General features: G+C 64.8%; 18 protein-coding genes. 13 read left to right on the top strand and 5 right to left on the bottom strand.

Annotated features, from left to right (window positions below; translation table 11 throughout):
- The first annotated feature begins 108 nt into the window (after window positions 1–108).
- Genes SBA_RS23590 through SBA_RS23580 form a run of 3 tightly spaced genes read left to right on the top strand, consistent with a single transcriptional unit; the run spans window position 109 to window position 3,874 of the window.
- Window positions 109–1,782, top strand: coding sequence for a Mu transposase C-terminal domain-containing protein (locus SBA_RS23590; protein ID WP_030540650.1), 1,674 nt, complete (start codon window positions 109–111; stop codon window positions 1,780–1,782).
- Window positions 1,779–2,615 (top strand): TniB family NTP-binding protein, encoded by an 837-nt coding sequence (locus SBA_RS23585; protein WP_030540651.1) that lies wholly within the window; start codon window positions 1,779–1,781, stop codon window positions 2,613–2,615. The genes SBA_RS23590 and SBA_RS23585 overlap by 4 nt, the downstream gene beginning before the upstream one ends.
- A complete protein-coding gene (locus SBA_RS23580; protein WP_048575061.1) occupies window positions 2,612–3,874 on the top strand; it encodes a TniQ family protein in 1,263 nt (420 codons plus the stop codon). Before SBA_RS23585 ends, SBA_RS23580 begins: the two co-directional genes overlap by 4 nt.
- Before the next feature lie 254 nt (window positions 3,875–4,128).
- On the opposite strand, the gene SBA_RS23575 is transcribed toward SBA_RS23580, so the two are convergent.
- Window positions 4,129–5,334: a MarR family transcriptional regulator gene (locus SBA_RS23575; protein WP_030538460.1), complete on the bottom strand. Its 1,206-nt coding sequence runs from the start codon at window positions 5,332–5,334 to the stop codon at window positions 4,129–4,131.
- Window positions 5,335–5,506: 172 nt separating this feature from the next.
- On the opposite strand from SBA_RS23575, the gene SBA_RS23570 reads away from it, so the two are divergent.
- Entirely contained in the window at window positions 5,507–6,748 is a 1,242-nt protein-coding gene (locus SBA_RS23570) for a site-specific integrase (protein ID WP_030541452.1), read from the top strand.
- A gap of 643 nt (window positions 6,749–7,391) precedes the next feature.
- A complete protein-coding gene (locus SBA_RS23565) occupies window positions 7,392–8,315 on the top strand; it encodes a recombinase family protein (protein WP_008829212.1) in 924 nt (307 codons plus the stop codon).
- Between the two features lie 200 nt (window positions 8,316–8,515).
- Here SBA_RS23565 and SBA_RS23560 read toward each other — a convergent pair whose 3' ends face one another.
- Together SBA_RS23560 and SBA_RS23555 are read right to left on the bottom strand one after the other, a co-directional pair.
- A complete protein-coding gene (locus SBA_RS23560; RefSeq protein WP_008829211.1) occupies window positions 8,516–9,319 on the bottom strand; it encodes a hypothetical protein in 804 nt (267 codons plus the stop codon).
- Between the two features lie 959 nt (window positions 9,320–10,278).
- A complete protein-coding gene (locus tag SBA_RS23555; protein ID WP_008829210.1) occupies window positions 10,279–10,455 on the bottom strand; it encodes a DUF3606 domain-containing protein in 177 nt (58 codons plus the stop codon).
- A 48-nt stretch (window positions 10,456–10,503) separates the two neighbouring features.
- Here SBA_RS23555 and ligD point away from each other — a divergent pair, with 48 nt between their 5' ends.
- The 4 genes from ligD (at window position 10,504) to SBA_RS23535 (ending at window position 14,996) form a co-directional block, all read left to right on the top strand.
- Entirely contained in the window at window positions 10,504–12,480 is a 1,977-nt protein-coding gene (gene ligD, locus SBA_RS23550) for a DNA ligase D (RefSeq protein WP_129965658.1), read from the top strand.
- Window positions 12,477–13,286 carry an exodeoxyribonuclease III gene (xth, locus tag SBA_RS23545; protein WP_129965657.1) on the top strand — a complete coding sequence of 270 codons (810 nt, stop codon included), beginning with the start codon at window positions 12,477–12,479 and terminating at the stop codon, window positions 13,284–13,286. Before ligD ends, xth begins: the two co-directional genes overlap by 4 nt.
- Window positions 13,283–13,777, top strand: a complete 495-nt coding sequence (locus SBA_RS23540) for a cupin domain-containing protein (RefSeq protein WP_129965656.1) — start codon at window positions 13,283–13,285, stop codon at window positions 13,775–13,777. The genes xth and SBA_RS23540 overlap by 4 nt, the downstream gene beginning before the upstream one ends.
- A 103-nt stretch (window positions 13,778–13,880) precedes the next feature.
- Window positions 13,881–14,996, top strand: a complete 1,116-nt coding sequence (locus SBA_RS23535) for a DNA topoisomerase IB (RefSeq protein WP_129965662.1) — start codon at window positions 13,881–13,883, stop codon at window positions 14,994–14,996.
- Between the two features lie 214 nt (window positions 14,997–15,210).
- Here the strand turns inward: SBA_RS23535 and SBA_RS23530 are convergent, their stop codons facing one another.
- On the bottom strand, window positions 15,211–16,299 hold the full coding sequence (locus SBA_RS23530) for an alpha/beta hydrolase (RefSeq protein WP_129965655.1): 1,089 nt from the start codon (window positions 16,297–16,299) through the stop codon (window positions 15,211–15,213).
- Window positions 16,300–16,483: 184 nt separating this feature from the next.
- On the opposite strand from SBA_RS23530, the gene SBA_RS23525 reads away from it, so the two are divergent.
- The 4 genes from SBA_RS23525 to SBA_RS23510 all read left to right on the top strand — a co-directional run bounded on the left by SBA_RS23525 (window position 16,484) and on the right by SBA_RS23510 (window position 20,705).
- Complete coding sequence (locus SBA_RS23525; RefSeq protein WP_011950549.1) at window positions 16,484–17,020, top strand: DUF4142 domain-containing protein; 537 nt, start codon at window positions 16,484–16,486, stop codon at window positions 17,018–17,020.
- A gap of 23 nt (window positions 17,021–17,043) precedes the next feature.
- On the top strand, window positions 17,044–18,897 hold the full coding sequence (locus SBA_RS23520) for a YbhB/YbcL family Raf kinase inhibitor-like protein (protein WP_129965654.1): 1,854 nt from the start codon (window positions 17,044–17,046) through the stop codon (window positions 18,895–18,897).
- Window positions 18,898–19,099: 202 nt separating this feature from the next.
- Window positions 19,100–19,411 (top strand): DUF6894 family protein, encoded by a 312-nt coding sequence (locus tag SBA_RS23515; RefSeq protein ID WP_008831215.1) that lies wholly within the window; start codon window positions 19,100–19,102, stop codon window positions 19,409–19,411.
- Between the two features lie 178 nt (window positions 19,412–19,589).
- Entirely contained in the window at window positions 19,590–20,705 is a 1,116-nt protein-coding gene (locus SBA_RS23510; protein WP_008831216.1) for a mechanosensitive ion channel family protein, read from the top strand.
- A 207-nt stretch (window positions 20,706–20,912) separates the two neighbouring features.
- Here SBA_RS23510 and SBA_RS23505 read toward each other — a convergent pair whose 3' ends face one another.
- Window positions 20,913–21,764, bottom strand: coding sequence for a glucose 1-dehydrogenase (locus SBA_RS23505; protein WP_008831217.1), 852 nt, complete (start codon window positions 21,762–21,764; stop codon window positions 20,913–20,915).
- Between the last annotated feature and the right edge of the window lie 201 nt (window positions 21,765–21,965).

Raw genomic sequence — 21,965 nt, 5'->3', positions numbered from 1 at the left:
CATCGGATGCTCTGCGAGTAATTCTGTCTAGGGCAATATACACGTCGCGGTGTTCGACAAAATAAGCTACATTTCGCGGACAGCAAAAATCATTGGGGAGCCCGTTCCGTGATTGAGCGCAAGCCGTCTCCAGCGCCCCGGCGGAGCCTCAAATCGCTTGAGGCGGGATTGGCTCTCTACCCCCATTTCCGGCGACATATATCGCTTTCCGGCCCGGTGACAGCGGCTCAGGTTCAGGCGATTTCCGAGGCAACCGGCCTTAAAGAGCGGCAGATACGGACACTGGCCGCGCGCTTCCGGGTGCATCCGGTCGCGGAAACGCTGGCTCCAAAACCGCGTGGACCCGCTGTTGGATCGCACAGGATCGATCCCGAGGTGAGGGCCGCCATCGAGACGTTGATCGACGAAATTGCGCTCAAGATGGTGCCGCCATCGCGTGCGGAAGCGGCGCGGCAGATTTGGGGCCTGTTGCACGCGGACAACGGAGATCATCGCTTTCCCGCCGATCTGATCCCAAGCGAGAAGACGATCGAGCGGCTTCTGGCTGAGATTCCGAGCCGTGTTTGGGCGAAAGCGACGATGGGATCGAAGACGCGGAGCGCCCATGAACCGCACCCCGGCGAATATGCAAGCGAGGGATTTCTCGACCTGGTTCAGATGGATCACACCAAGGGCGATGTCATCCTGGTCGATAGTCTGCGGCGCGAACAGCTCGGAAGACCGTGGATCACCTTCCTCATCGAAATCTGGACCCGGTCCATTCTTGGTTACTATGTCAGCTTCGGCGACCCCTCGATATTCCGGTGCGGACGGGCGGTTGCGAGCGCTGTGTTGCCCAAAGAGCCGGCCCTCGCCCACCTGGGCGTCGATGTCAGCTATCCGATGCACGGTTTGTTCCGGCGCTTGCATGCCGATCAGGCCAAACCGCATCGCTCCGAAGCCTTCCGGCGCGCCTGCGTCCGCAATGGGATTGGCCCCGATGTGCGGAGGCCCGGGCCGGCCCATCTTGGCGGGCATATCGAGCGGCTGATCGGCACGATGATTGGAAAACTGCGGCTTTTGCCCGGTGCGACCGGATCGAACGTGGCGGCGCGCGACGGCTATGATGCCGAGGCGGACGCGGCGATGACGCTTGTGGAATTCGAGCGCTGGCTGCTGTGCCAGATCGCGATCTATCATCACGCGCCGCATAGCGCGCTGGGCGGCCTGTGTCCGGCCCAGATGTGGGAGCGCGAGGCGGCGAAGCACAGCCCGCTGCTGCCCGTGTCGGTCGATGCGGGCGAACTGTTCCGCCAGTTTCTGCCGTCGAAGTCGCTCACGGTCCATGCCAAGGGTATCCAGATCAGATATCGCCATTACTGGCACCCGATGCTTGCCGCCAGGATCGGCCAAAGGGTCGAGATCAGCTGGGATGAGCGGACGATCCAGCATATCTACGCCGACCTCGACGGCCGCTATGTCGAATTGCCGGTTGTCGGCGACTATCCCGACGTCTGGGAGGCGGATTGGGAGGCCGCCAGGGCAGGAGTGCGGGCGCTAGGCCGGGCCTACCAGGCCGATGGCGGTCGCGCGGCGACGGCGCGGGCGGTGGCCGCCGCCAATCAGGAAATCCACCGCGCCCGCGTTCGCACGAAGGCGGCGCGGCGCCAGGCAAAGCGCCGCGAAGGCGAGGGGACGACGCTCGCGGACCTCCGGTATGGCGAAGCGCCGGAAAAGCCGCCCATTGACTGGAAACCGGTCGCCGAGCTCAGCGAAGACGACTGGTTGCAGGAGCGGACATGAGCGCCGCTGCGACCGCGCCATCGCTGGCGCCCTCCTTCTGGATCGATTTCGAAGAAGCGCGGAACGCGGTCGAGACGATCGTCGATGTCGCGCATGACGATCCCGAGGAACGCCCGACCTGCATCGTGCTCACCGGACAGTCCGGCATGGGCAAAACCTCGATCCTGCGCGAAGCGCAGCGCCGCCTTGCCGAAGCCTTTCCCGAGCCCGCCGATTGGGGCGAGGCGCGCTATCAGCCCGTGCTGCGCACGGTCATTCCCTCGAGTCCGACCTCGCTCAAGATCAACCTCGCCCTGCTCTGGAAACAGGGCTGGCCGATCCGCACGAACACGCACAAAACCGCCGATTTGAAGGTCGTCGACCTGCTGGCCGAACAGGGCACGCGGCTGGTCGCGATCGACAATGTCCATGTGATCCTGACCGCGAGCGGCGTTGCGCGGCGCGATACGCTCGATGCGTTCCGCTTCCTGATGAGCGCGGGCAATGTGCCGCTGGTCGTGGCGGGCCTCGATGTCGCCCGGCAGATCTTCGCCGACGATGTCGAGCTGGCGTACCGCTCAATCATCCTCAAATTGCCGTTATGGGAGCCGGGCGAGCCCGCGCAGCGCCTGATCCGCGCGCTGGCCCGCGGCATGGGGATGGAGGAGCCCGACCATCTCGCCGAACCCGCGTTCGCCGAGCGCATCTGGCGGACCAGCGGCGGGGTCACCGGGAACTTCAAGCGCATCCTGCACTGGTCGGGAAAGGTCGCGCGGCGGCATGACCGCCGGTTCGTGACCCAGGACGATATCACCGAGGCGCTGCAATTGTTTACGCCTTATAGCCCGGAATGAGCGGGCGGGAGATCGAGCCGCTGGCGTTTCGGGTGAGGCCGCTGCCCGAGGAATGTTTCGAATCCTGGCTGCGCCGCCTGGCCGCGCGTCATGAGACCACGCCCAAAGCGCTGTTTCGCCATCTCGGCATCGACGCGGCGCTCGCCGATCGCGACCTGGCCGTGTCGCCCGTACCGGCCACGTCGCGCGTACCGGCCACGTCGCGCGCATCGGCTTGGTTGGCCGCGCCGGCGCCGGCGGTCGCTGGCGTGCCGGACCGCCGCCAGGTGATGGTAGAACGGCTCGCGTGGGCGACGATGGTGCCCGCGAAGGCGATTTCTAGGACGTTCGTCGGCTGTGGGCGCGGCGATCTGTTGCCGCTGACGCTGCGGTCAATCGGCTGCGCCCAGTGCTGGCTTGACTGGCTGGTGTCCGGCGCGCCGTGGCGGATCGAGCGGAGCTGGATCTTGCGCGTGACGACCTTCTGCGACCGTCATGCGCTGTTGCTGACCGATCTTGCGGGGATCAGGGCCCTGGGGCGGACGCAGGCCGCCGAGCGGGCGCTCGCGGCCCGGGTCGCGCGCACGCGCGCGCAAATGGCGCGGTTTGCCTTCGTCAAAACCCGAGTGCTGTGGAACGGGATGATTGCGCGGGAGCAAATCCGCGGCGCCCGCCCCGGTGACCGGGTAGGTTGGGAGCGGTACCGGGCGGCGCTGGTCGGCAACCGCTTCCACTACGCTCCGGTGCGTCATCTGCTGCTGGCGGCGCTCCACAGCAGTGACGGGCTGAAAGCCGGGCGATGGGAGCAAATCTTCCGCTTCGATGCGCAGCCGGCACGCCTGCCGCGAAAGGCGGCTTCCGGCGTCGGACCCCAATTATCGGATCTGGCGGAGGCGATCGCCAGGGTCGGCCTGCGGCAGCTCGACCGCGAGCGTCGCCGGCTCACCATGGTCTGCGAGCAGCTCGAGCAGGCCAAGCGCAATTATCCCCGTGCCCATTTGATGCAGGGGCTGAAGGCTCGCCGCGCGGCGCTGGCGCGCGCGGTACGAGACGCCGCCGCGACGGAGAGCGCGGCGATGTCAGCGCAGCGCCGTGGTTTCCAGGAGGCGCTGTTTTACCTGCAAGCATCGGGGATGGTGGGCGCGGCGATGTCCGCCGGCTGCGCCGAGCCGGCTTGCAGCGCGAATGGCGATCTGTGGCGGGCGCGGCTCGCCGCCTGCTTCGCCGCTCCCAGGTTTCGCATCCTGCTCGATCTGCCGGGTCATGGGCGCGGATGGTAAAGCCGGACGGCGACGGTCGCCCATTGGGCATTTCGCGCGAATTTGCCCTCAGGAGGCCCGTAGGGCGTGGTGGCGGCCTCTGGGCGCCCCCTCCTATCCGAGACCGCCTTTTTGCGCTCCCAGGGGCTTTTGCGCGAACTTTCCTTTGATCGTTCAAAGACAGGTCATGGCCTGAAACGGCGGCGCGAGTCCCGTATCGGGCGCGTCGATTTGAAGTTTCTGCCGGGGTTTCCTATCTTGCCGTGTTGCCGGGGTCATTCGCGCGCCGTCTCCATACGGGCGAGCACGCGCTCGACATCGGCCATGGCCGCGTCGAACGCGGCGAACGTCGCGCCGGAGCTGGTTTCAACGGATCTGCTTTCACCCTCGGCCGCCAGCGTGGCACGGCGCGCGCGGGGCAGGGCGCGGATGATCGTGTGATGTTCGTACGCCGCCCGCTCGGCGAGGCCCGCTTTGACGAGGGCGGCGACGAGATCGCGCACGCCGTTTTTCGAAACGCCAAGGGCCTTCTCGATCTGGAGCGGGCGCAGCGGTCCGAAGCCCGCGAGCAGCCGGTAGAGCAGCGGCGCGCGCGAGGTCGAACGCAGGACGGTCATCGCCTCATGCACTTCGCGCACGCTCGCATGGGCTGCATCGAGCTGGTCGCTCAGCCGCTGCGCAGCTTCGCCGGCGGCCTCGGCCGTGATAATGGCGCGCTCGCGGGACCAGAGCTCGGGTCTGAGCGCCTCGGCGCGCACGGCTCCGGGCAGGGGCAGCGGCCTGGTCGCTGGCGCGCTCCGCGCGATCAGGGCGCCGGCGAGGAGATCGAGCGCCCACAGCGGCGTGGCCGTCCGCGTCTGCTCGAAGGAGACCGGCCCGGCGGGCAGGGGGAGCAGCTGGTAGCTGCGCTCGGTGGGCGCGAAATGCGGCGAGGCGGCCGCGGCCCGATGCAGGCGATCGAGCGCGGCGAGGGGCCAGTCGTCCGCGCGATCGTCGGCGGGCGGCTCGGCGAGCCGCGCCGCTTCCGCTACGGCGAACGCGGGGGCATCGCCGCGCTCGCCTTGCGGGGCGCCCTCGCCGCGATGGAAATGCGCTGCGGCGCGGATTTGGATGGCCGTGTCGGCGAGCGGCGCCCAGGCCGACAGCGAGAGCTCGGCGAGCAGCGTGTCGGCGACCAGCGAGGGCGGGGCTGCGACATGGGCGGTGGCGTCGGGCACGGGCTGGAGGCCGGAAAACCATGCGGAAAACCAGCTGTTCGCGCCGGAAAAGCCGCTACCCGTGAGCGCTTCGACGAGGAGCAGGCGGGCGAGCGCGGCGCAGAATTGATGCGCAACTTGCGCGGGCACATGCGCTAAACGGCCTTGCAGCTGGCCCCAGGTGAGCGCCGCGCGCACCCTTGCCGTCATCAGGTCTTCGATCGGCGCATCTTCGTCCGATCGGAGCGGATGGAATCGGGTCGATGGATCGCAAAAATCGGGCATGTCGCAAGGGTAACCTAAACTGCCTTAACTGCACCATCCCTAGCACGCCCTTTTTTGCACTATCGATAATAGAGTGTTATCGATAGTGACTTCGGCGAAATCGGGGTTATAGTCCCCCGGTATGCGCGCCAAATCCGTCCTGTCGATCGCTGCACAGACAGAGCGTCTGCCCATGCCCAAGCGCTCGGTTTCCGCGGAGATCGTGACGATCCTGGCACCCGGCGAGGCGCCGCTGCCCCAGCGGCGGTCGGGCGCCGCGCAAGATCGCGCGGTCCAGCTCGTCGAGTTGCTTCAGGAGCTGACAGGCGAAGGCGCCAGCCTGGTCGAACTCAACTTCCAGAAGAGCATCGAGGCGCGGGCGCCCGCCAGCATCAAGGCGCTCGCGGTCGATCTCGATTGCTACGCGCGCTTCTCGGCCGAGCGCGGCGGGATCGGCCTGCCCGCCGACGAAGCGCGGCTTGTCGCCTATATTGACTATTGCGAGGCGCGGCGGCTCAAGCCGGCGACCGTGTCCCGGCGCCTGTCCTCGCTGGCGGTGGCCCATCACCTTCTCGACGTTCCATGCCCCGTCGGTGCCGTCGTGGTCCGCGATGCGCTGCGTGGGCTGCGGCGTCGGGCCGGAGTCCGGCAGCGCCAGGCCGGCCCGTTGCGGCTCGGCGAAGGGATCGGGCGGGAAGCCGTCAGGGGGTTCACGCTGTCGGTGCTGCTCGAGGCGTGTGGGCGCGACGTCGCTGGCCTGCGCGACGCGGCGATCCTGTCGCTCGGCTATGATGCGGGTTTGCGCGTATCGGAGCTGGTGGCCGTCGCCGTCGAATTGATGGAAGCGCAAGAGGATGGATCGGGGCTGCTCGAGGTGCCCCACTCGAAAACCGACCAGGAAGGGCAAGGGGCCTGGGTGTGGCTGTCGCCCGACACGATGCGGCGTGTCGCTCTTTGGCGCGAGGCCGCATCAATCCGCGCGGGCGCCTTGTTCCGCCGCGTAGCGGTGATCCGGACCAAACCCCGCGAAGCGCGCCGGGCGCTCGCGATCGAGGATCTGGCCTATCATGCCCGGGTCGATCGGGAACGCATGGCGGCGCGGCCTGCGCGCGCGGCCACGGTGACCTACGGAATTGGCGAGCGCGCGCTGACGCCGGCGGCGATGCGGCTGATCATCAAGCGCACGGCGCTCGCCGCAGCCGACCAGGGCCTGGTCGATCTCATGGGCGCCGATCTCGACCATGCGATCGATGCGCTGAGCACGCATTCGTTGCGCGTCGGCCTGACCCAGGATCTGTTCGCCAATGGCGAGGATGCGGGACCGATCGCGCAGGCATTGCGATGGACCTCGACCGCCACTGCACTCCGCTACGGCCGCAAGCTCGCTCCGTCGTCCAACGCGGCGGCGCGTATGTTGAAGGGTGTCAGGAAATAACGCCGGTGCAGAGAATTTTGTCGGTCAGGTGAATTGGCGTGGGGTGTCGGATGCAGTGTTCTTTGTCCGTTCACACGAACGCAACGGCCGGCCGGGGATTTGCAGCCCGCAGCCCCAGGAAAATACGTCGATTTCATCGACCTCGTGACCTTCCAGCTGAAGAGCACGCGCATAGCCGGCCCAAGCTGCGCGGGTCTGCCACGCCGAGTGCACAAAACTTCCGGAAATTCGGTCGTTTAGCGTGGCTATCACTGCGGTCGCGTGTGCAACTTCAGTGACGACCCTCGGCGTATAGCTTGGTCCAAAGCCAGCGATATCCATGGAGCCAAAGTAACAAATACTGAGCTTAAAAGCAATCTGGGTTCACTTTGCTCACACATTTATGGCGGCCCCTTGCCGACGCGAGGGGCGACCCCTCGTTAGAGGCGCCGGTAGGCCCCGCTGTCGCTTGCTGAGACGCAGATTTCATCCGCGCAAATCGGCCGGCGGGGCTGTCCAAGCGCCCGCAAGTCGCCCGCATGCCCATGGGACGCGGGAAAGGGCCGGGGCTCAAATCCCGGGGGACGGGGCTGGCCAAAACCGGTGCTGTCGTTTATCGAACGGGAGCAACCCCTCGATTGCCCCCGTTTGATGGAATGTGACAGTGGCTTTGATCGGCTATGCCCGCGTATCGACAGAAGATCAGGACACGGCCGGCCAACGCCTTGCGCTGGAGCAGCAGGGTTGCGCCCTCATCTTCGAGGACAAGGCCAGCGGGGGAAGCCGGGACCGCCCGAACCTCACCAGGGCATTGGCAAGGGTAGGGGAGGGCGACACCCTCATCGTCGTGCGGATCGATCGATTGGCACGCTCGCTCGTCCATTTGCTGGAGATCGTCGAGCAGCTGCGGGCCAAGGGCGCTTACTTTCGCTCGATCAACGACCCGATCGACACCTCGAGCGCGCAAGGCATGCTGATGACCCAGATGCTGGGTGCCTTTGCCGAATTCGAACGCGCCCTTATCCGAGAACGCACGCGAGCAGGGCTTGCCGCGGCGATGGCGAGGGGCGCTAAGCCCGGCAATCCCAAGATGCGCGCGCGCGATCCGGCGGCAATTGCTGATATCGGCTACGCGCACAAAGAGCGTTATCTGCACGCCTTGATTGACGATCGCCACCGCTGGCTGCCGACCGTAGAGCGCCTGCGACCACATCTTCCCTGGTCGATAGTCTTGCGCCAGATCCGCGCGATAAAGCCCCCCGTCCGCTCATTTAGTGAGCGCACGCTGGTGAAGGCCTGCAAGGCCCTGGTCAAAGCCGGTTATGCCAACGATGTAATCCTCCAGTCCGCGCCGCGCCTGCCACCGGATACCCGCGTCGCGCGCTTGGTGGCGGACAGGTTGAAGACCTATCCGGAATCGTCTCTGCGCGACCTTGCGGGCTGGCTCAGCAAGGACTTGCGCGAACCTACGCCACGCGGCGGCATACACTGGTCGGCCGAGGGCGTGCGGCGTGTGCTGGAACGGGCGAGGGGGCTTGGGCTTCTCGTAGATCGCGAGGCGTCTTTGGACCCATGTCTGATCGCCTAACGAGCCCTCGATAATGTGCCGCGTCGTGTGGGGCGCGGCACAATGCGCGGCACGCAAATATGAGGTGGCCCACCGCGTTGTGCGGCGACCAGATTCTTCAGTCGCCAGTGAAATTCGAGCCCGTCAGGCCGAAAGGAAGCTCGGGCCTGGCTCGTTGCCTGACAGCTTTTGGCGGACCCTATCAAGCAGCCGAGCGGCCTTCAGGCCGCTGCAGGCTTGTGCCGACGAGCAGCTGGGCCAGCAGTCCAACCCGCCCACACTGTGAGCCCACCGACAATCGTCGCGACAACCAGCACCGGCAGCGACGGCAGTTTTCCAAGCCCGACAAATACCGTCTGCCAAACGCTGCTCTCCCCCAGCGTCTCGACCAGGACTGCCTGGGCGACCATCGCCAATCCGACGATGAAGAACGGCCGCCCGTAACGTGGTGCCGCCGCGTAGAGGCACGCCGCGGCAACAAGCCCCCCAAGCTCTGCAGCACGCATGGTCCACGCGAATTGAGCGGGGTCGAACGCCGTGAAAGGCGGGATCAGATGCCCGAGCAGCCGTTCGATAATGGGCTCGACGAGGGGCAGGGCTGTCGCGAGCATATAGCGGGCGTGCAGCTGCACTTTGCGCCTTTCTTTCAGCGCGAAATAGAAGAGGACCATCAGAAGGATGGGCGTCCAGGCGTCCAATATACCCAGGCGTCCGCCGTTGATTTGGTAGAAAGGGTCTGACGGCGTGTTGCGCGCCATGCTCAGAAGGACAGCAACGCTTCCCGCGAGAAAAAGCGGAAACAGAAACAAACTCACGATCCCGAAAATCCGGTGCGCGCCGCGTCGCTGATGATGAATGGTCCAGCTCTGGAGCGCCAGCAGCAACATCCAGGCGGTGGCCGTTACTCCATGAAAATGAAGTTCTGTCCGCGCGGTCCGCAAAACAGCGAAGTAGGTCGGCCAGAATGCCACGACTGTAGCGAGCACCATTGCCAGGACGAGATAATGGGCGCGGCGAAGCGGCATCCGATGATCCTGACAGACAGTGATTTCGCGGTGCCCCTTCCGTAGGGACCGCGTGGGTCCTTAGCAATTGCGCAATCCGCCGAGCGGCATTTCGTTGGCTGGAACCGGCAACGACTTTCTCGACGACCGAGCGCCCGGATTGGCTGCGAGCGCTGCCGATCACAGGTCAGGCATTAACGACGAAGTTCTGTAAGAAAGTGTGTCCCCCAATCGAAACCGTGACGGGCGCATTGATAAACTCGATCTGAGGCCTAGCTTTGGGATGCGTACCGGGCCCCTCTGGCGAGAATATCTCGCGATGTCGGACGTATCGAACTCAGGGGCCGTCTCAATCATACTCCCTGAGCTCGATCCATTGTTTGGAAAGAGGAGTATGTTGTGATCTTGTCTTTGCTTGCCTTGGCAACCGCTTCCGCTGCCCCCTTCGCTGATCAGGTTCATCGGACCAGCGTGGATCATTAAGGAAGATCCCTGGATGTGACCTATCGGGCCGATGCCAAGGTATCTACCCGCCAGATCGGCATGTCCGCGGGAACACGACCTACCACGGAACGCTGCCTCTGGGCCGCCCGGGTGGCCGTCGTTCGCGATGTGGCAGGTACCAAGGGCGCATCTTTGAGCCATCGCCTGGATGCCGATCAAATGATCCGGGGCAGCCATTTTGGCAAATGCTCGGAGAATAGGGCGCAGGTTGCGTCATCAATAGTACGTCGCAGTAATGAGGTGAAAGCTCATCTTGCGGAAGTTGCGCGAGGAGATGGCGTTCGGCTGGCGAACGACATCAGCTCAGCCAAGCATTTCGCAGCCAATTAGACGCGGACTATAATCGGTAGCAGGGGGCCCGGCGCGTGGGTCGCGTCGGGCCCATCTGATGAATATACGAGTTGTACGTCGACCGCTGAGCAGCACGACAGCAAAGGCGACATCGCAGTTTGCATTGCGAAGCGAGCGGGTCGGCCTCAGCCCTTCAGATGCTGCTCGACAGCGTCCGCGCTGGTTCCGACAGCCTTTACCGCCGCTTCCAGCCGCTCCCTGCTGACACCGAATTTGCCCGTCCAGTAATCGACCTCATAATCCTCTCCGAGCGCGATACGCGCCCGGTCCTGGGGCCCGCGAGCGGTCTTGTCGTCTGCCATTGCTCATCTCCTTCGTCGGTGGCCTAGGTCCGCAACGCCGGGGGGACGATGCGGTTGCCGCTATCGGCGAGACGTGGGGGGTCGGTCGGCGAGCCGAGTCAGGGGCGCGCTGGAACGAGTCCGCCGCTCGCGCACTTTGGTCTCCATGAAGAACAACGGCCATCCATCATGGCGCGCATGACCGCAGCGCCAAGGAAAGCGGCTTCCACCAGCCGCGCGCCGCCCTTCCGCGCAGTGCAACTCGCAACGCTGGTCGACACGGTTCCTACCGGCAACCGCTGGCTGCACGAGATGAAGTATGACGGCTACCGCGTGCTGCTGAGCGTCGGCGGGGGCGAGGCCGTTGCCTATACCCGCTCGGGTCTCGACTGGTCGGAGAAGTTTAGCGGACTGGTTGCCGACGCCCTGAAGCTGAAGGTTTCCTCCGCGCTCATCGACGGCGAGGCGGTCGTGCTCGATGCCGACGGCCGCTCGAGTTTCCAGGCCCTGCAAAACGCGCTCAAAGGGGCGCCGGCTTCGATCGATTATTTCGCGTTCGACCTGCTGGAGCTCGACGGCGAGGATCTAACCCAGTTGCCACTCACGGAGCGCAAGGCGAAGCTCGCGAAGATCCTGCCCAAGGGCAAGTCGCGGTTGCGCTATTCGGATCACATTGCCGGCAATGGCGAGAAGTTGCTCAACCAGTTCTGCGCGGCGGGCCTCGAAGGGGTGATCTCGAAGCGGGCCGACGGCCGCTATGTCGGCTCGCGATCGGGCGGCTGGCTGAAGACCAAATGCATCAAGCGGCAGGAGTTCGTCGTGGTCGGCTGGACCCCTTCGGACAAGTCGCGGTTATTCCGATCGCTGATCCTGGGTGTCCATGAGGACGGCGTCCTGCGCTATGCCGGCAAGGTCGGCACCGGCTTCGATACCCAGGAGATCATCGACCTGATGGCGGTGATGGCGCCGCTCGAGCAGGAGGCGCCGACCGTCAAGGCGCCGCGCGCAGAGGTGCGCGGGGCGCACTGGCTGCGGCCAACGCTGGTCGCAGAAATTGCATTTACCGAAATGACCAATGAGGGGACGCTTCGGCATCCGTCCTTTCTGGGCCTACGCGAAGACAAGAAGCCCGAGGCTGTGGTCGTCGAGACCGAGGCGCCGGCTGAGGCGGTGACGGCCGAGACGTCGTCGATCACGATCACAAACCGCGACCGTGTCATTTTTCCCGAGGGGAAGCTTACCAAGGGTCAGCTTGCCGATTATTATGCGCAGGTCGCTCCGATCATGCTGCCCTGGATCGGTTCGCGGCCGATCAGCCTCGTTCGCTGCCCGCAAGGCCGAGCCAAGAAATGCTTCTTCCAGAAGCATGACGCGGGCAGTTTTGGCGACGCTGTACGGCATGTCGCCATTCGCGAGAAGGACGGGCACGACGAGCCCTATCTCTATGTCGATACCGCGGACGGCCTGCTCACATGCGTACAGATGGGCACGATCGAGTTCCATGGTTGGGGCGCCAGGATCGAGGATGTCGAGAGGGCCGACCGGCTGGTCTTCGATCTTGATCCCGACGAGGGCCTGGATTTCGAGAATGTGCGCAGCGCCGCCTTCCACTTTCGCGAGATCCTGCAGTCGATCGGGCTCGAGACCTTCCCGATGGTGACCGGCGGCAAGGGCGTCCATGTGATCGCGCCGCTTGTTCCGCAAGCGGAGTGGCCGGAGGTGAAAGACTTTGCGCATCGGCTGGCCCAAGCGGTTGCCCAGAGTGACCCTGAGCATTTCACGGCCGCCCTGCCGAAAGCGCAGCGCAAGGGCCGCATCTTTGTCGACTATCTTCGCAACCAGCGCGGTGCGACGGCGGTCATGCCCTATGGGGTCCGCGCGCGCGAAGGCGCGCCGGTCGCCGTACCCATCACATGGAAGGAAATGGAGACGATCGACAAGCCCTCGCACTGGACCATTCGGGATGGCACCGAACTGGTGAAGCGGGCCGGCTCCAAGGCGCTCAGCGGTTGGGGCCGCGCCGACCAGACCCTGCCTGACCTGTGAAGATCGCCACCTATAATGTGAACGGCGTCAATGGCCGACTGCCGGTGCTGCTGCGCTGGCTTGAGGAAGCGCAGCCTGATGTGGTTGTGCTCCAGGAATTGAAAGCGCCGCAGGAGAAGTTTCCGGAAAGTGCGATCCGCGACCTTGGCTATGATGTCATCTGGCACGGCCAGAAGTCGTGGAACGGCGTCGCGCTGCTCAGCCGCGTCGGCGAAATCCACGAGACGCGGCGGGGGCTTCCGGGCGACCCCGACCCGAGCCAGAGCCGCTATATCGAGGCGGCGGTCAACGGCATCCTGATCGGCGGGCTTTACCTGCCAAACGGTAATCCGCGGCCCGGCCCCAAGTTCGACTACAAGCTGCGCTGGTTCGACCGGCTGATCGAGCATGCGGCTGGGTTGCTGGAGAGCAAACTGCCGGTGATGCTGGCGGGCGACTTCAATGTCATGCCGACCGATCTCGACGTCTACAAGCCGGAGCGCTGGCTCGACGACGCGCTATTCGCACCCGAAGTAAGGGCGGCCTATTTCCGGCTGCTGGATCAGGGCTGGACCGACGCGCTGCGCACGCTGCACCCGGGCGAGGTCATCTACACCTTCTGGGACTATTTCCGGAACGCCTATGGCCGCAATGCCGGCCTGCGCATCGATCATCTGCTGCTCAGCCCCGCGCTTGCCGACCGGCTGCTCGATGCCCAGGTCGACCGCCATGTGCGGGGCTGGGAAAAGACCAGCGACCATGCACCGGTCTGGATCGAACTGGCCGACAAGCCAAAGCGCAAGCGAACCCCCAAGGCGAAGATATGATGAAGATCGAAAGCATCCTGCTCGGCGAGAATGACTGGGTGCCGAACAATGCGCGGTTGCCGGTCGTCATCTATCACGCCGCGCTGGACGGCGAGGGCGAAGACCTGGCCGGCCGCTTCGAAGCTCTGTTCGAGGACCATGGTTGGCCGCCGGATTGGCGCGACGGCATATTCGACTATCACCACTATCATTCGACCGCGCACGAGGTTTTGGGTGTGTTCGCGGGCGAAGCGACGCTCGAGCTTGGCGGGCCAGCCGGGCGCAAGGTGTCCGTCGCAGCCGGCGATGCGCTTATGCTGCCGCCCGGCACCGGCCACCGCGCGATTCATGCGAGCGAGCATTTCCAGGTTGTCGGCGCCTATCCGCGGGGACAGGGCTGGGACATCTGCCGCGAAGCGCCCGATGATGCGGCGCGCGCGCGGATGGAGGCGCTTCCTGATCCGAAGCATGACCCCGTTACCGGCGAAACGGGGGCAAGGACTGGCGCCTGATGATGGTCGACACATAGGAGGATCGACCCTCGCTCTTGGACGGTGCGAACCAGGGTCCGGCATGGGTGGGGAACGCGAACCCGTGCTGGACGCTTCAGCGGTTATGAAAACAAAAGAGGATGGGCCGGCTGACACCGGCGAGGCAGGAACGATCGTCGATGCGCAGGAAGCCGCGGAAAATGCGGGTCTCGTCTACGTAACCGACGACAGCCCGGGAATCGTCCGCCAGCCCTACCGTGGCAAGTTTCGATATCGCGATGCCCGGGGCAACGTCGTGACGGACGAAAAAACCCTGAAGCGGATTGCTTCGCTCGCCATCCCCCCGGCTTACACCGACGTCTGGATCTGCCCCAAAGCAAACGGGCACATCCAGGCGACCGGCCGTGACGCCAAGGGACGCAAGCAGTATCGTTACCATCCGCGTTTCCGCGAGGTGCGCGACAGCACCAAGTACGAGCACATGCTGGACTTCGCAAAGGCCCTTCCTGGCGTTCGCGAGCGCATCGATGCCGATCTCAAGAAGCGCGGGCTACCGCGCGAGAAGGTCCTGGCCGCCGTCGTGCATCTGCTCGAAACCACGATGATCCGCATCGGCAACGCGGATTATGCCAAGCAGAACAAGAGTTATGGCCTCACGACCCTCCAGGATCGCCATGTCGCGATCGACGGCGCTGAGCTCCGATTCAATTTCAAGGGCAAGAGCGGAAAGCAGTGGCGGCTGAAGCTGAAGGATCGGCGCATCGCGAAGATCGTCAAGGCCAGCCAGGATCTGCCCGGACAGCATCTCTTCCAATATGTGGGCGAAGACGGCGCGCAGTACGAAGTCACCTCGAACGACATCAATGCCTATCTTCGGGAGATCTCCGGGACGGACATCACCGCCAAGGATTTCCGCACCTGGAATGGCACGGTGCTCGCTGCTCTGGCGCTGTCCGAATATGAAAAGGTCGACAGCCAGGCTGCGGCGAAACGGAATGTCCGGACCGCAATCGAAGCCGTCGCTTCGCGGCTGGGCAACACGCCCACTGTGTGCCGCAAGTGCTACATTCATCCCGAAGTTTTCGAGAGCTACCTGAGCGACGAATTGGTCCTGGAGGCGCGGGACGCCGTCGAGAAGGAGCTTCGGGAAGACTTGTCCCGCCTCCGTCCGGAAGAAGCGGTCGTGCTGGCCTTCCTCCAGCGTCGGCTCGCCGAAAAGGCAAAGGTTCCGGCCTTGTAGCGCTGCGATAAATGGCGGGAGGCTGGCCAGTCTCTCCCGTTATTCGGGCGAACCCTCGGGGACCCTAGCAGGTTCATGGCGTAAAAGGACCGTGCCTATGCAAGGGGACACGGCGATCTGTCCGCGCCAATGTCAGCTGCGGCCGACGACCGAGGCGCGCGCCGTAGCCCTGGGGGGTGTCAGGTGGGGCCGCCCGGCTGCGGGCGGCCCGCCTTCAACGAAAGCTCGCCTTCAGCCGTGTGCCGGCGAAGCGCTGGGCTTCTCCCGCTTTACGGATCACCGCATCGGCGCCGAAGAACTCATGGGTAACGCCAGGATAGAATTGCGTCGCAACCGGCACCCCCGCCGCGCGCAGCCGGCCTGCGAGCGTCTGGCCCTCGGACGTCAAGGGATCGATCTGGGCCTGGATGAGGGTCACGGGCGGGAGGCCGCGCAGGTTTGCCGCGACGAGATTGATGCGCGGGTCGGTTGCGTCAGCCGGACCGCGCGTCGTGTGATGGAGGAACCAGGCCATGGCCGCCCGATTGAGCGGCATGGCATTCGCGTTTTCCTGATAGGAGGGGGTGTTGAGGTCGGAACCGGCGATCGGATAGATGGTCAATACATGCGCGGGCTTTTGCAGCTTGGCATCGCGCGCGGCGATCGCGGTCGCGAGGGCGAGGTTGCCGCCGGCGCTTTCGCCCGCGAGCGCGATCTTGCGCGGGTCACCACCGATCTCGCCGGCATGGCCGAGCGTCCAGCGGTATGCCGCGAGGGCGTCGTCGTGCTGAGCCGGGAATTTCGCCTCGGGCGCCTTGCGATATTCGACCGAAATCACGATCGCGCGCGCTTCTCGGGCGAGGGCACGGGCCGAGGCATCATAGGTGTCGATGGTCGCGAGCACCCATCCGCCGCCATGGTAGTAGACGATGACGGGAAGGGGACCTTGTGCGTCGGCCGGTCGATAGACCCGTGCTGGGATCGGACCCGCCCCGCCGGCTACCTGGATATCCTGCGTCGCGACGCCGGGTGGAGGCGCAACCGGGCGACCCTGCTTCTGGAGCACGGCCTTTACCCCGTCGGCGAAGCTCGGTTGCAGGCGCGCTTCGGCCGGACTGAGCGTGTGGTAGGGCCGCAGGCCAAGCCCTTTCAAGGCATCGAGAACGGCCTGGTTGTCGGCGTCGACCTTGGCGCCGCTCGCCGGGATGCCCGGCTGGCCCTGCGCCGCCGCCGCCAAAACCGGCGCCGCTACGGGCCCGAGCGCGGCGAAGGCAAGAGCCGCGGAGACAAGCGTGCCGGCGGCGAGCAAAGGCGCTTTACGCATGAAAAGTGTTTCCCTGTTGCATGAAGTTGCGACAGGTGAACGGGCGCTGCGCACGCCCGTTCCCTAAGTCATTCCAGCTGCGGAAATAAATCATGTGCGAGTTGTCGCGCGGCAGGAACTGCGGAACCGATCCGTCGTTCTCGAAAAACGCTGCTCAATGCAAAGCGCCGAAAAGGATGCTCCCATGATTTCGACTTCCGCAAGGCTGCTCTGCCTCCTTTCGTTCGGACTGGCCGGCTCTGCCTTTGCCCAGAGCCCATCGAATCCCCCGCCGCCGACGCCCGCCTCCACCGGCGCGGCGATGCCCTATCTTCAGATTGCCGGGGAAAGCGACGTCTACGAGGTGACCTCTAGCCAGATCGCGGTGCAGCGATCGCAGAACCCGCGCGTCCGCGCCTTTGCGTCGATGCTGATCGATCACCATACGAAGACGACGAATGTCACGCTGACGCAGGCAAAGGCCGCCGGGCTTGTTCCGCCGCCGGCAGTCCTGGGGCAGGGCACGCGCGCCCAGATCGACCAGCTCTATGCCGCGAGCCCGGCGGATTTCGACCGGATCTACATCGCGCAGCAAATCCCGGCGCACGAACAGGCGCTCGCGGTCCAGACCGCCTATGCGCAGACCGGCGACAAGGCGCCGCTGCGCACGGCCGCCACCGGTGCGATCCCGATCATCAAGCAGCACCTCGAGCATGCGCGTTCGCTCAAGAGCGGCCTGTGAAACCGATAAGCCAAGGAGAGACCGTGAAGCTCAGCGCTATCCTCGCCGGCACCTGCGCCGCACTCGCCCTGTCGACCGCCGCTTATGCGCAGCAGGGGGATGGCACCGACGTTCAGGTCGCGATCCATGTCTTCAAGCCGGACAAGGCCCCGGCGATACCCGAGCGGCTCGCCGGGCTCAAGACGCCTGCAGGTTTCACGGTCACGACCTTCGCCACGGGCCTCAAGAATCCGCGGATCATTGCCGTGGCGCCCAATGGCGGGATCTATGTCAGCCGGCGCGAGCAGGGCGACGTCGTACTCCTGAAGGACGCCGACGGAAATGGCGTGGCCGATGGGCCGCCGGTGGTCGTTGCGAACCGCCCGAGCGCCCACGGCCTCGCGATCAAGGACAACAAGCTCTACATCGCGACGGTGAAGGAGATTTTCGTCGCCGACATCCGGCCCGACGGCATGCTCGGACCGCTCCAGATGATCGTCGGCGACTTGCCCGATGGCGGCCAGCACCCCAATCGGACGATGGCCTTCGGACCTGACGGCATGCTCTATGTGAGCGTGGGCTCCACCTGCAACGCGTGCAACGAGAGCAATCCTGAAAACGCATCGATCCTGCGTGTCTCGCCCGATGGGAAGACCCGGACGATCTTCGCCCGTAATCTGCGCAACACGATCGGCTTCGGCTGGCATCCGGCGACCGGCGAGCTGTGGGGAATGGACCACGGCATCGACGATCTCGGCGACGACCAACAGCCCGAAGAGCTGAACCGCATCGAGCAGGGCAAGCAATATGGCTGGCCTCATGCCTTCGGCGCTGGCGCGATCCACCCCCAGACGACCCCGCCCGGGGAGATCACCAAGGCCCAGTGGCTTGCGGCAAGCACGCCGATGGTGCTCGGCTACACCGCGCACGCCGCGCCGATGAGCCTCGTCTTCTATTCGGGCGGCAATTTCCCGGCCGAGTTCCAGAACGATGCCTTCGTTGCGATGCGCGGATCATGGAACCGAAAGCCGGCCTCGGGCTACGAGATCGTACGGATCCGCTTCCAGAACGGTCAGCCGCAACGCTTCGAGCCCTTTGTCACGGGTTTCCTGACCGACGACGGGACGCGCCATATCGCCCGTCCCGTTGGCCTCGCCATGCTGAAGGACGGCTCGCTGCTCCTTTCGGACGATGGCAATGGCACGATTTTCCGCGTTGCCTACACGGGCGCGGCCGCTGCCCCGTCGGCGGCAGCCGTGCCGCCCGCGCAGCCAATGCTCGCGCAGGCCTCCAAGGGTGTGGGTGTTCCGCTGACGCTCGACCGGCCCGAGACGGCCGGTGCGCGCGGCCGGATTGCGGTGCGTTCGCCCGCCATTGCGCCGCAGGCACTGATCCCTGAACGCTATAGCGAATATGCCGACGCGGTGTCGCCGCCGCTTGCGTGGGATCCCGTGCCCGGCGCGCAGTCCTATGTGCTCATCATGGAGGACCCGGACTCGCTTCCGATCAATCCGTTCGTCCATTGGGTCGCTTGGAACATCCCGCCCTCTACGACCAGCCTTCCTGAAGGTCTGCAGGAGCAGGAGCGGCTGACCTTGCCGGATGGCATGATGCAAGGGCGCAACAGCCGAAATACGCCCGGCTATTTCGGCCCGCAGCCGCCGGTCGGTGACCCCGCGCATCGCTACGCATTCCAGGTGCTGGCGCTCGACAAGGCCCTCGATCTGCCGATCGGCGCCGACCGCGATCAGGTGCTTGCCGCCGCGCAGGGCCACGTCATCGCCAAGGGCTCGCTTGTGGGCCGCTACCGCCAGGCCGAGAAGCCGCCGAAGTCGGGCGTCCTGCCCGCGGGCGTCCCCAAGACGGTCGGAACCAAGATACCCGCGACCCGCCGCTGACGAGCGAACGAGAGGCTGGTGCGCGGTGCGCACCGGCTTTCCCGCTGCGGCAAATTTCCCCTCGGTTGGAAGTAATGTCGTTTCGGCGGTCTCTTGATTAACGGCTCACGGTGGCGCGGTTCGAGGAGGACTGGCCCGTGACGTGATGCTCAGGGAACGCCCGCGTTTGACACGGCGTTGCACGGACAAAGGCGGATGACAGATGCTCCGCAAGTTCTCGGCCCGATGCAGGACATACCCGACCATGCCGCTCTACTTTTTCGACATCTACAATGACGAAACGACCGAGGATGAAAGCGGCATCGAACTTGCCGACAGCGAGGCGGCGCTGAAGCGCGCACGCGCCGAGGCGCAGAACCTGGCTGTAGAATCCATCCGCGAGCACGGCCATCTCATCCTCGATCACCGCATCGTGGTGCGCGACGGGAATGGCGCGACGATCGGCCAGGTTCGTTTCGATGAGGCGGTCGAAGTGCGCCAAAGCGGCGGCAAGAGCGAGCCTCGACGATCATAATCGGCCCGCCACCGGCGGCGATGGGCTGGACTGGGAATTCCGATGCCGGCGCGGAAGAGCATCCGCTCTGCTCCGGCAGCCTGACGCACGGTGAGCGTACAGAGCAAATCCAGCGGGAACCCCCCACACTCTTTCGCGATTTCGGACAGCGTCAGCAACGAGCGGACGTATTTGTCAGATGAATCCACGTTTCAGTTTTGACAGGATGATCGACGAGGCCACGCTTTGGATCGGGGCCAACTGGCTTGAGATCGCGATCGCCACCGCCGCAGGCGCGGCGATCTATCTGCTGCTCAACCTTGTGCGCGGATGGAGCGTTAAACTGTGTCAGCGGGGCGAAGGCGCGGCGAGCTGGTACAGTATCCTGGGGCGAGCCTTCGGGCGTACCGGGCAGATCTTCATGATCCTTGTCGCCGCGCGGCTCGTAGTGGGATACGCCGACGCACCGGCCTGGCTGACTACCACGATCGCCACATTGTTCACGATCTCCGCGGTATTCCAGGGCGCGCTATGGGCCCGAGAAGTCGTCTTCGGAGCGATCGAGCATCGCATGCGCGACCAGGAGCATAACAGTCGGGCACTCATGAGCGCCCTTGGCATCATACGGCTCCTTGTGACGATCTCCCTCTTCGCGATCGCGCTCGTGGTGGTGCTGAGCAATCTGGGGGTGAACGTCACCGGGCTGGTAACGGGCCTTGGGATTGGCGGCATCGCGATTGGCCTCGCGGCACAAGGCATTTTCGCCGACTTGTTCGCAGCGCTCGCCATCCTTTTCGACCGCCCGTTTCGCATTGGCGATTCCATTTCCTATGACAAGGGCGCCGGCTCGGGGACAGTTGAATCGATCGGTCTCAAGTCGACGCGGATTCGGGGCGGGCCTGGCGAAGAGCGGATTATCGCGAACAAGAAGCTGCTGGACTTCGAAATCCTCAACACGACCCGGCGCCTGCGCAACCGTTTCAAATTCGAGTTTGTGATTGGCTACGCGGCGGCGCCGGAAGTCATCCTCAAAATACCGGGTCTGCTAAGGGATGCGGTCGAAAGCGAAGGCTACACCCTCATACATGGAGGGGTGAACGGCTTCGTCTCAAGCGGCATCAGCTACGACGTCGAGTTCGAGTCCAAAGAAGCAGACTTCCCGCCCGATGCACGAGACCGGGTGACTGCGGCGATACTGTCGCGCTTTCGCGATAACGACATCAGCTTTGCTTACCCGACCCAGGTGAACTTGCTCGCCGAGAAAACAAAGCCGGACCCGCCCGCGCAGGTCAGGGAAGAGAGCGGACGGGCGTGACGGCGGCTGGCAGCGCGCGCGGGTGACGTATCGCGCCAGGGGAACGCCGGCTGTTGGCGAGACCGTCACGCAATGGCCCCAAAAGTCTCGCCAGCTGTGCCTGGCGCGCGCAGCCTTCGAGCAGGCGAAATCGTCATACTCTAGGCCTTGGGCGCATGGGGCACGTGTCTATCCTGAAACCGCTTGAGTTCGGTTCCAGCGTTTGCCTTAGCCGTTCACGATCGTGCCGCCGTTGGGATGCAGGACTTGCCCCGACATGTAGCTGGAGTCCTCGCAGGCGAGGAAAAGGAAGGCGGGGGCGACCTCGTTGGGCTGTCCGGGCCGGCCCATCGGGGTGTTCTCGCCAAAATGGTCGAGCTTCTCCGGGCTGGCGCCGCCGCAGGGGTTGAGCGGGGTCCAGATCGGCCCCGGCGCCACTGCATTGACGCGAATGCCGTCGCCGACGAGGTTCTCGGACAGCGAGCGGGTAAAGGCGGTGATGGCGCCCTTGGTTGAACTGTAGTCGAGCAATTCCTTTGAACCCTGGTACATGGTGACCGAGGTGCAGTTGATGATGGCAGCGCCTTGCTTGAGATGCGGCCGCGCCGCCTGGACGAGGAAAAACATCCCGAAGATGTTGGTCTGGAACGTGCGACGCAGCTGTTCCTCGGTAATGTCGGTGATGTCCTTGTCGGGATGCTGCTCGCCGGCATTGTTGACCAGGATGTCGATCTTGCCGAACGCGCTGAGCGTCTCGGCGACGATCCGCTCCGAAGTGTCCTTCTCTCCGATATCACCCCGAATGGTGATCGCCTTGCGCCCTTCGGCCTCAACGATGCGCTTCGTCTCGGCCGCATCGTCATCTTCGCACAGATAGGCGATCGCGATGTCGGCGCCCTCCCGGGCATAGAGCGCCGCCACCGCCCGGCCGATCCCGCTGTCAGCACCGGTGATGATCGCGACCTTGCCCGCGAGGCGATCGGAACCCTTGTAGCGCGGTTGCCACTCTGGCTTTGGATCGAGACCGCTCTCGTGACCCGGAAGCGCATCTTCGTCAATCATCCCCTGGGTATCGCTCATGGACATCTCCTTCTCACAAGAGAACTCGCCCGGTGCGGATCGGTTCTTCGCCTTGGCGACGGACCGAGACATTAGGAGCCCAGGCGCCGGCACAGGATGGAGGAAGCGACCGGCACGACGACGCGGCGAGGCGCCGTCATCGCGAGAAGTCATCCCGGGCAACGCCAATCATGGTCGCGCGTTCTCGTCCTTGGGTCTCGA

Source organism: Sphingomonas bisphenolicum, from assembly GCF_024349785.1.
Lineage (GTDB): Bacteria > Pseudomonadota > Alphaproteobacteria > Sphingomonadales > Sphingomonadaceae > Sphingobium > Sphingobium bisphenolicum.
Note: the sequence above shows the minus strand (reverse complement) of the source record. Positions and strands in the feature narration are given on the sequence as shown.

Excerpts from the sequence above, each read along its gene's own strand:
- SBA_RS23585 (WP_030540651.1), top strand. The coding sequence starts at position 1,779 with ATGAGCGCCGCTGCGACCGCGCCATCGCTGGCGCCCTCCTTCTGGATC.
- SBA_RS23580 (WP_048575061.1), top strand. The coding sequence starts at position 2,612 with ATGAGCGGGCGGGAGATCGAGCCGCTGGCGTTTCGGGTGAGGCCGCTG.
- SBA_RS23575 (WP_030538460.1), bottom strand. The coding sequence starts at position 5,334 with ATGCCCGATTTTTGCGATCCATCGACCCGATTCCATCCGCTCCGATCG.
- SBA_RS23570 (WP_030541452.1), top strand. The coding sequence starts at position 5,507 with ATGCCCAAGCGCTCGGTTTCCGCGGAGATCGTGACGATCCTGGCACCC.
- SBA_RS23560 (WP_008829211.1), bottom strand. The coding sequence starts at position 9,319 with ATGCCGCTTCGCCGCGCCCATTATCTCGTCCTGGCAATGGTGCTCGCT.
- SBA_RS23555 (WP_008829210.1), bottom strand. The coding sequence starts at position 10,455 with ATGGCAGACGACAAGACCGCTCGCGGGCCCCAGGACCGGGCGCGTATC.
- ligD (WP_129965658.1), top strand. The coding sequence starts at position 10,504 with ATGCGGTTGCCGCTATCGGCGAGACGTGGGGGGTCGGTCGGCGAGCCG.
- SBA_RS23540 (WP_129965656.1), top strand. The coding sequence starts at position 13,283 with ATGATGAAGATCGAAAGCATCCTGCTCGGCGAGAATGACTGGGTGCCG.
- SBA_RS23535 (WP_129965662.1), top strand. The coding sequence starts at position 13,881 with ATGAAAACAAAAGAGGATGGGCCGGCTGACACCGGCGAGGCAGGAACG.
- SBA_RS23530 (WP_129965655.1), bottom strand. The coding sequence starts at position 16,299 with ATGCGTAAAGCGCCTTTGCTCGCCGCCGGCACGCTTGTCTCCGCGGCT.
- SBA_RS23525 (WP_011950549.1), top strand. The coding sequence starts at position 16,484 with ATGATTTCGACTTCCGCAAGGCTGCTCTGCCTCCTTTCGTTCGGACTG.
- SBA_RS23515 (WP_008831215.1), top strand. The coding sequence starts at position 19,100 with ATGCTCCGCAAGTTCTCGGCCCGATGCAGGACATACCCGACCATGCCG.
- SBA_RS23510 (WP_008831216.1), top strand. The coding sequence starts at position 19,590 with ATGAATCCACGTTTCAGTTTTGACAGGATGATCGACGAGGCCACGCTT.
- SBA_RS23505 (WP_008831217.1), bottom strand. The coding sequence starts at position 21,764 with ATGAGCGATACCCAGGGGATGATTGACGAAGATGCGCTTCCGGGTCAC.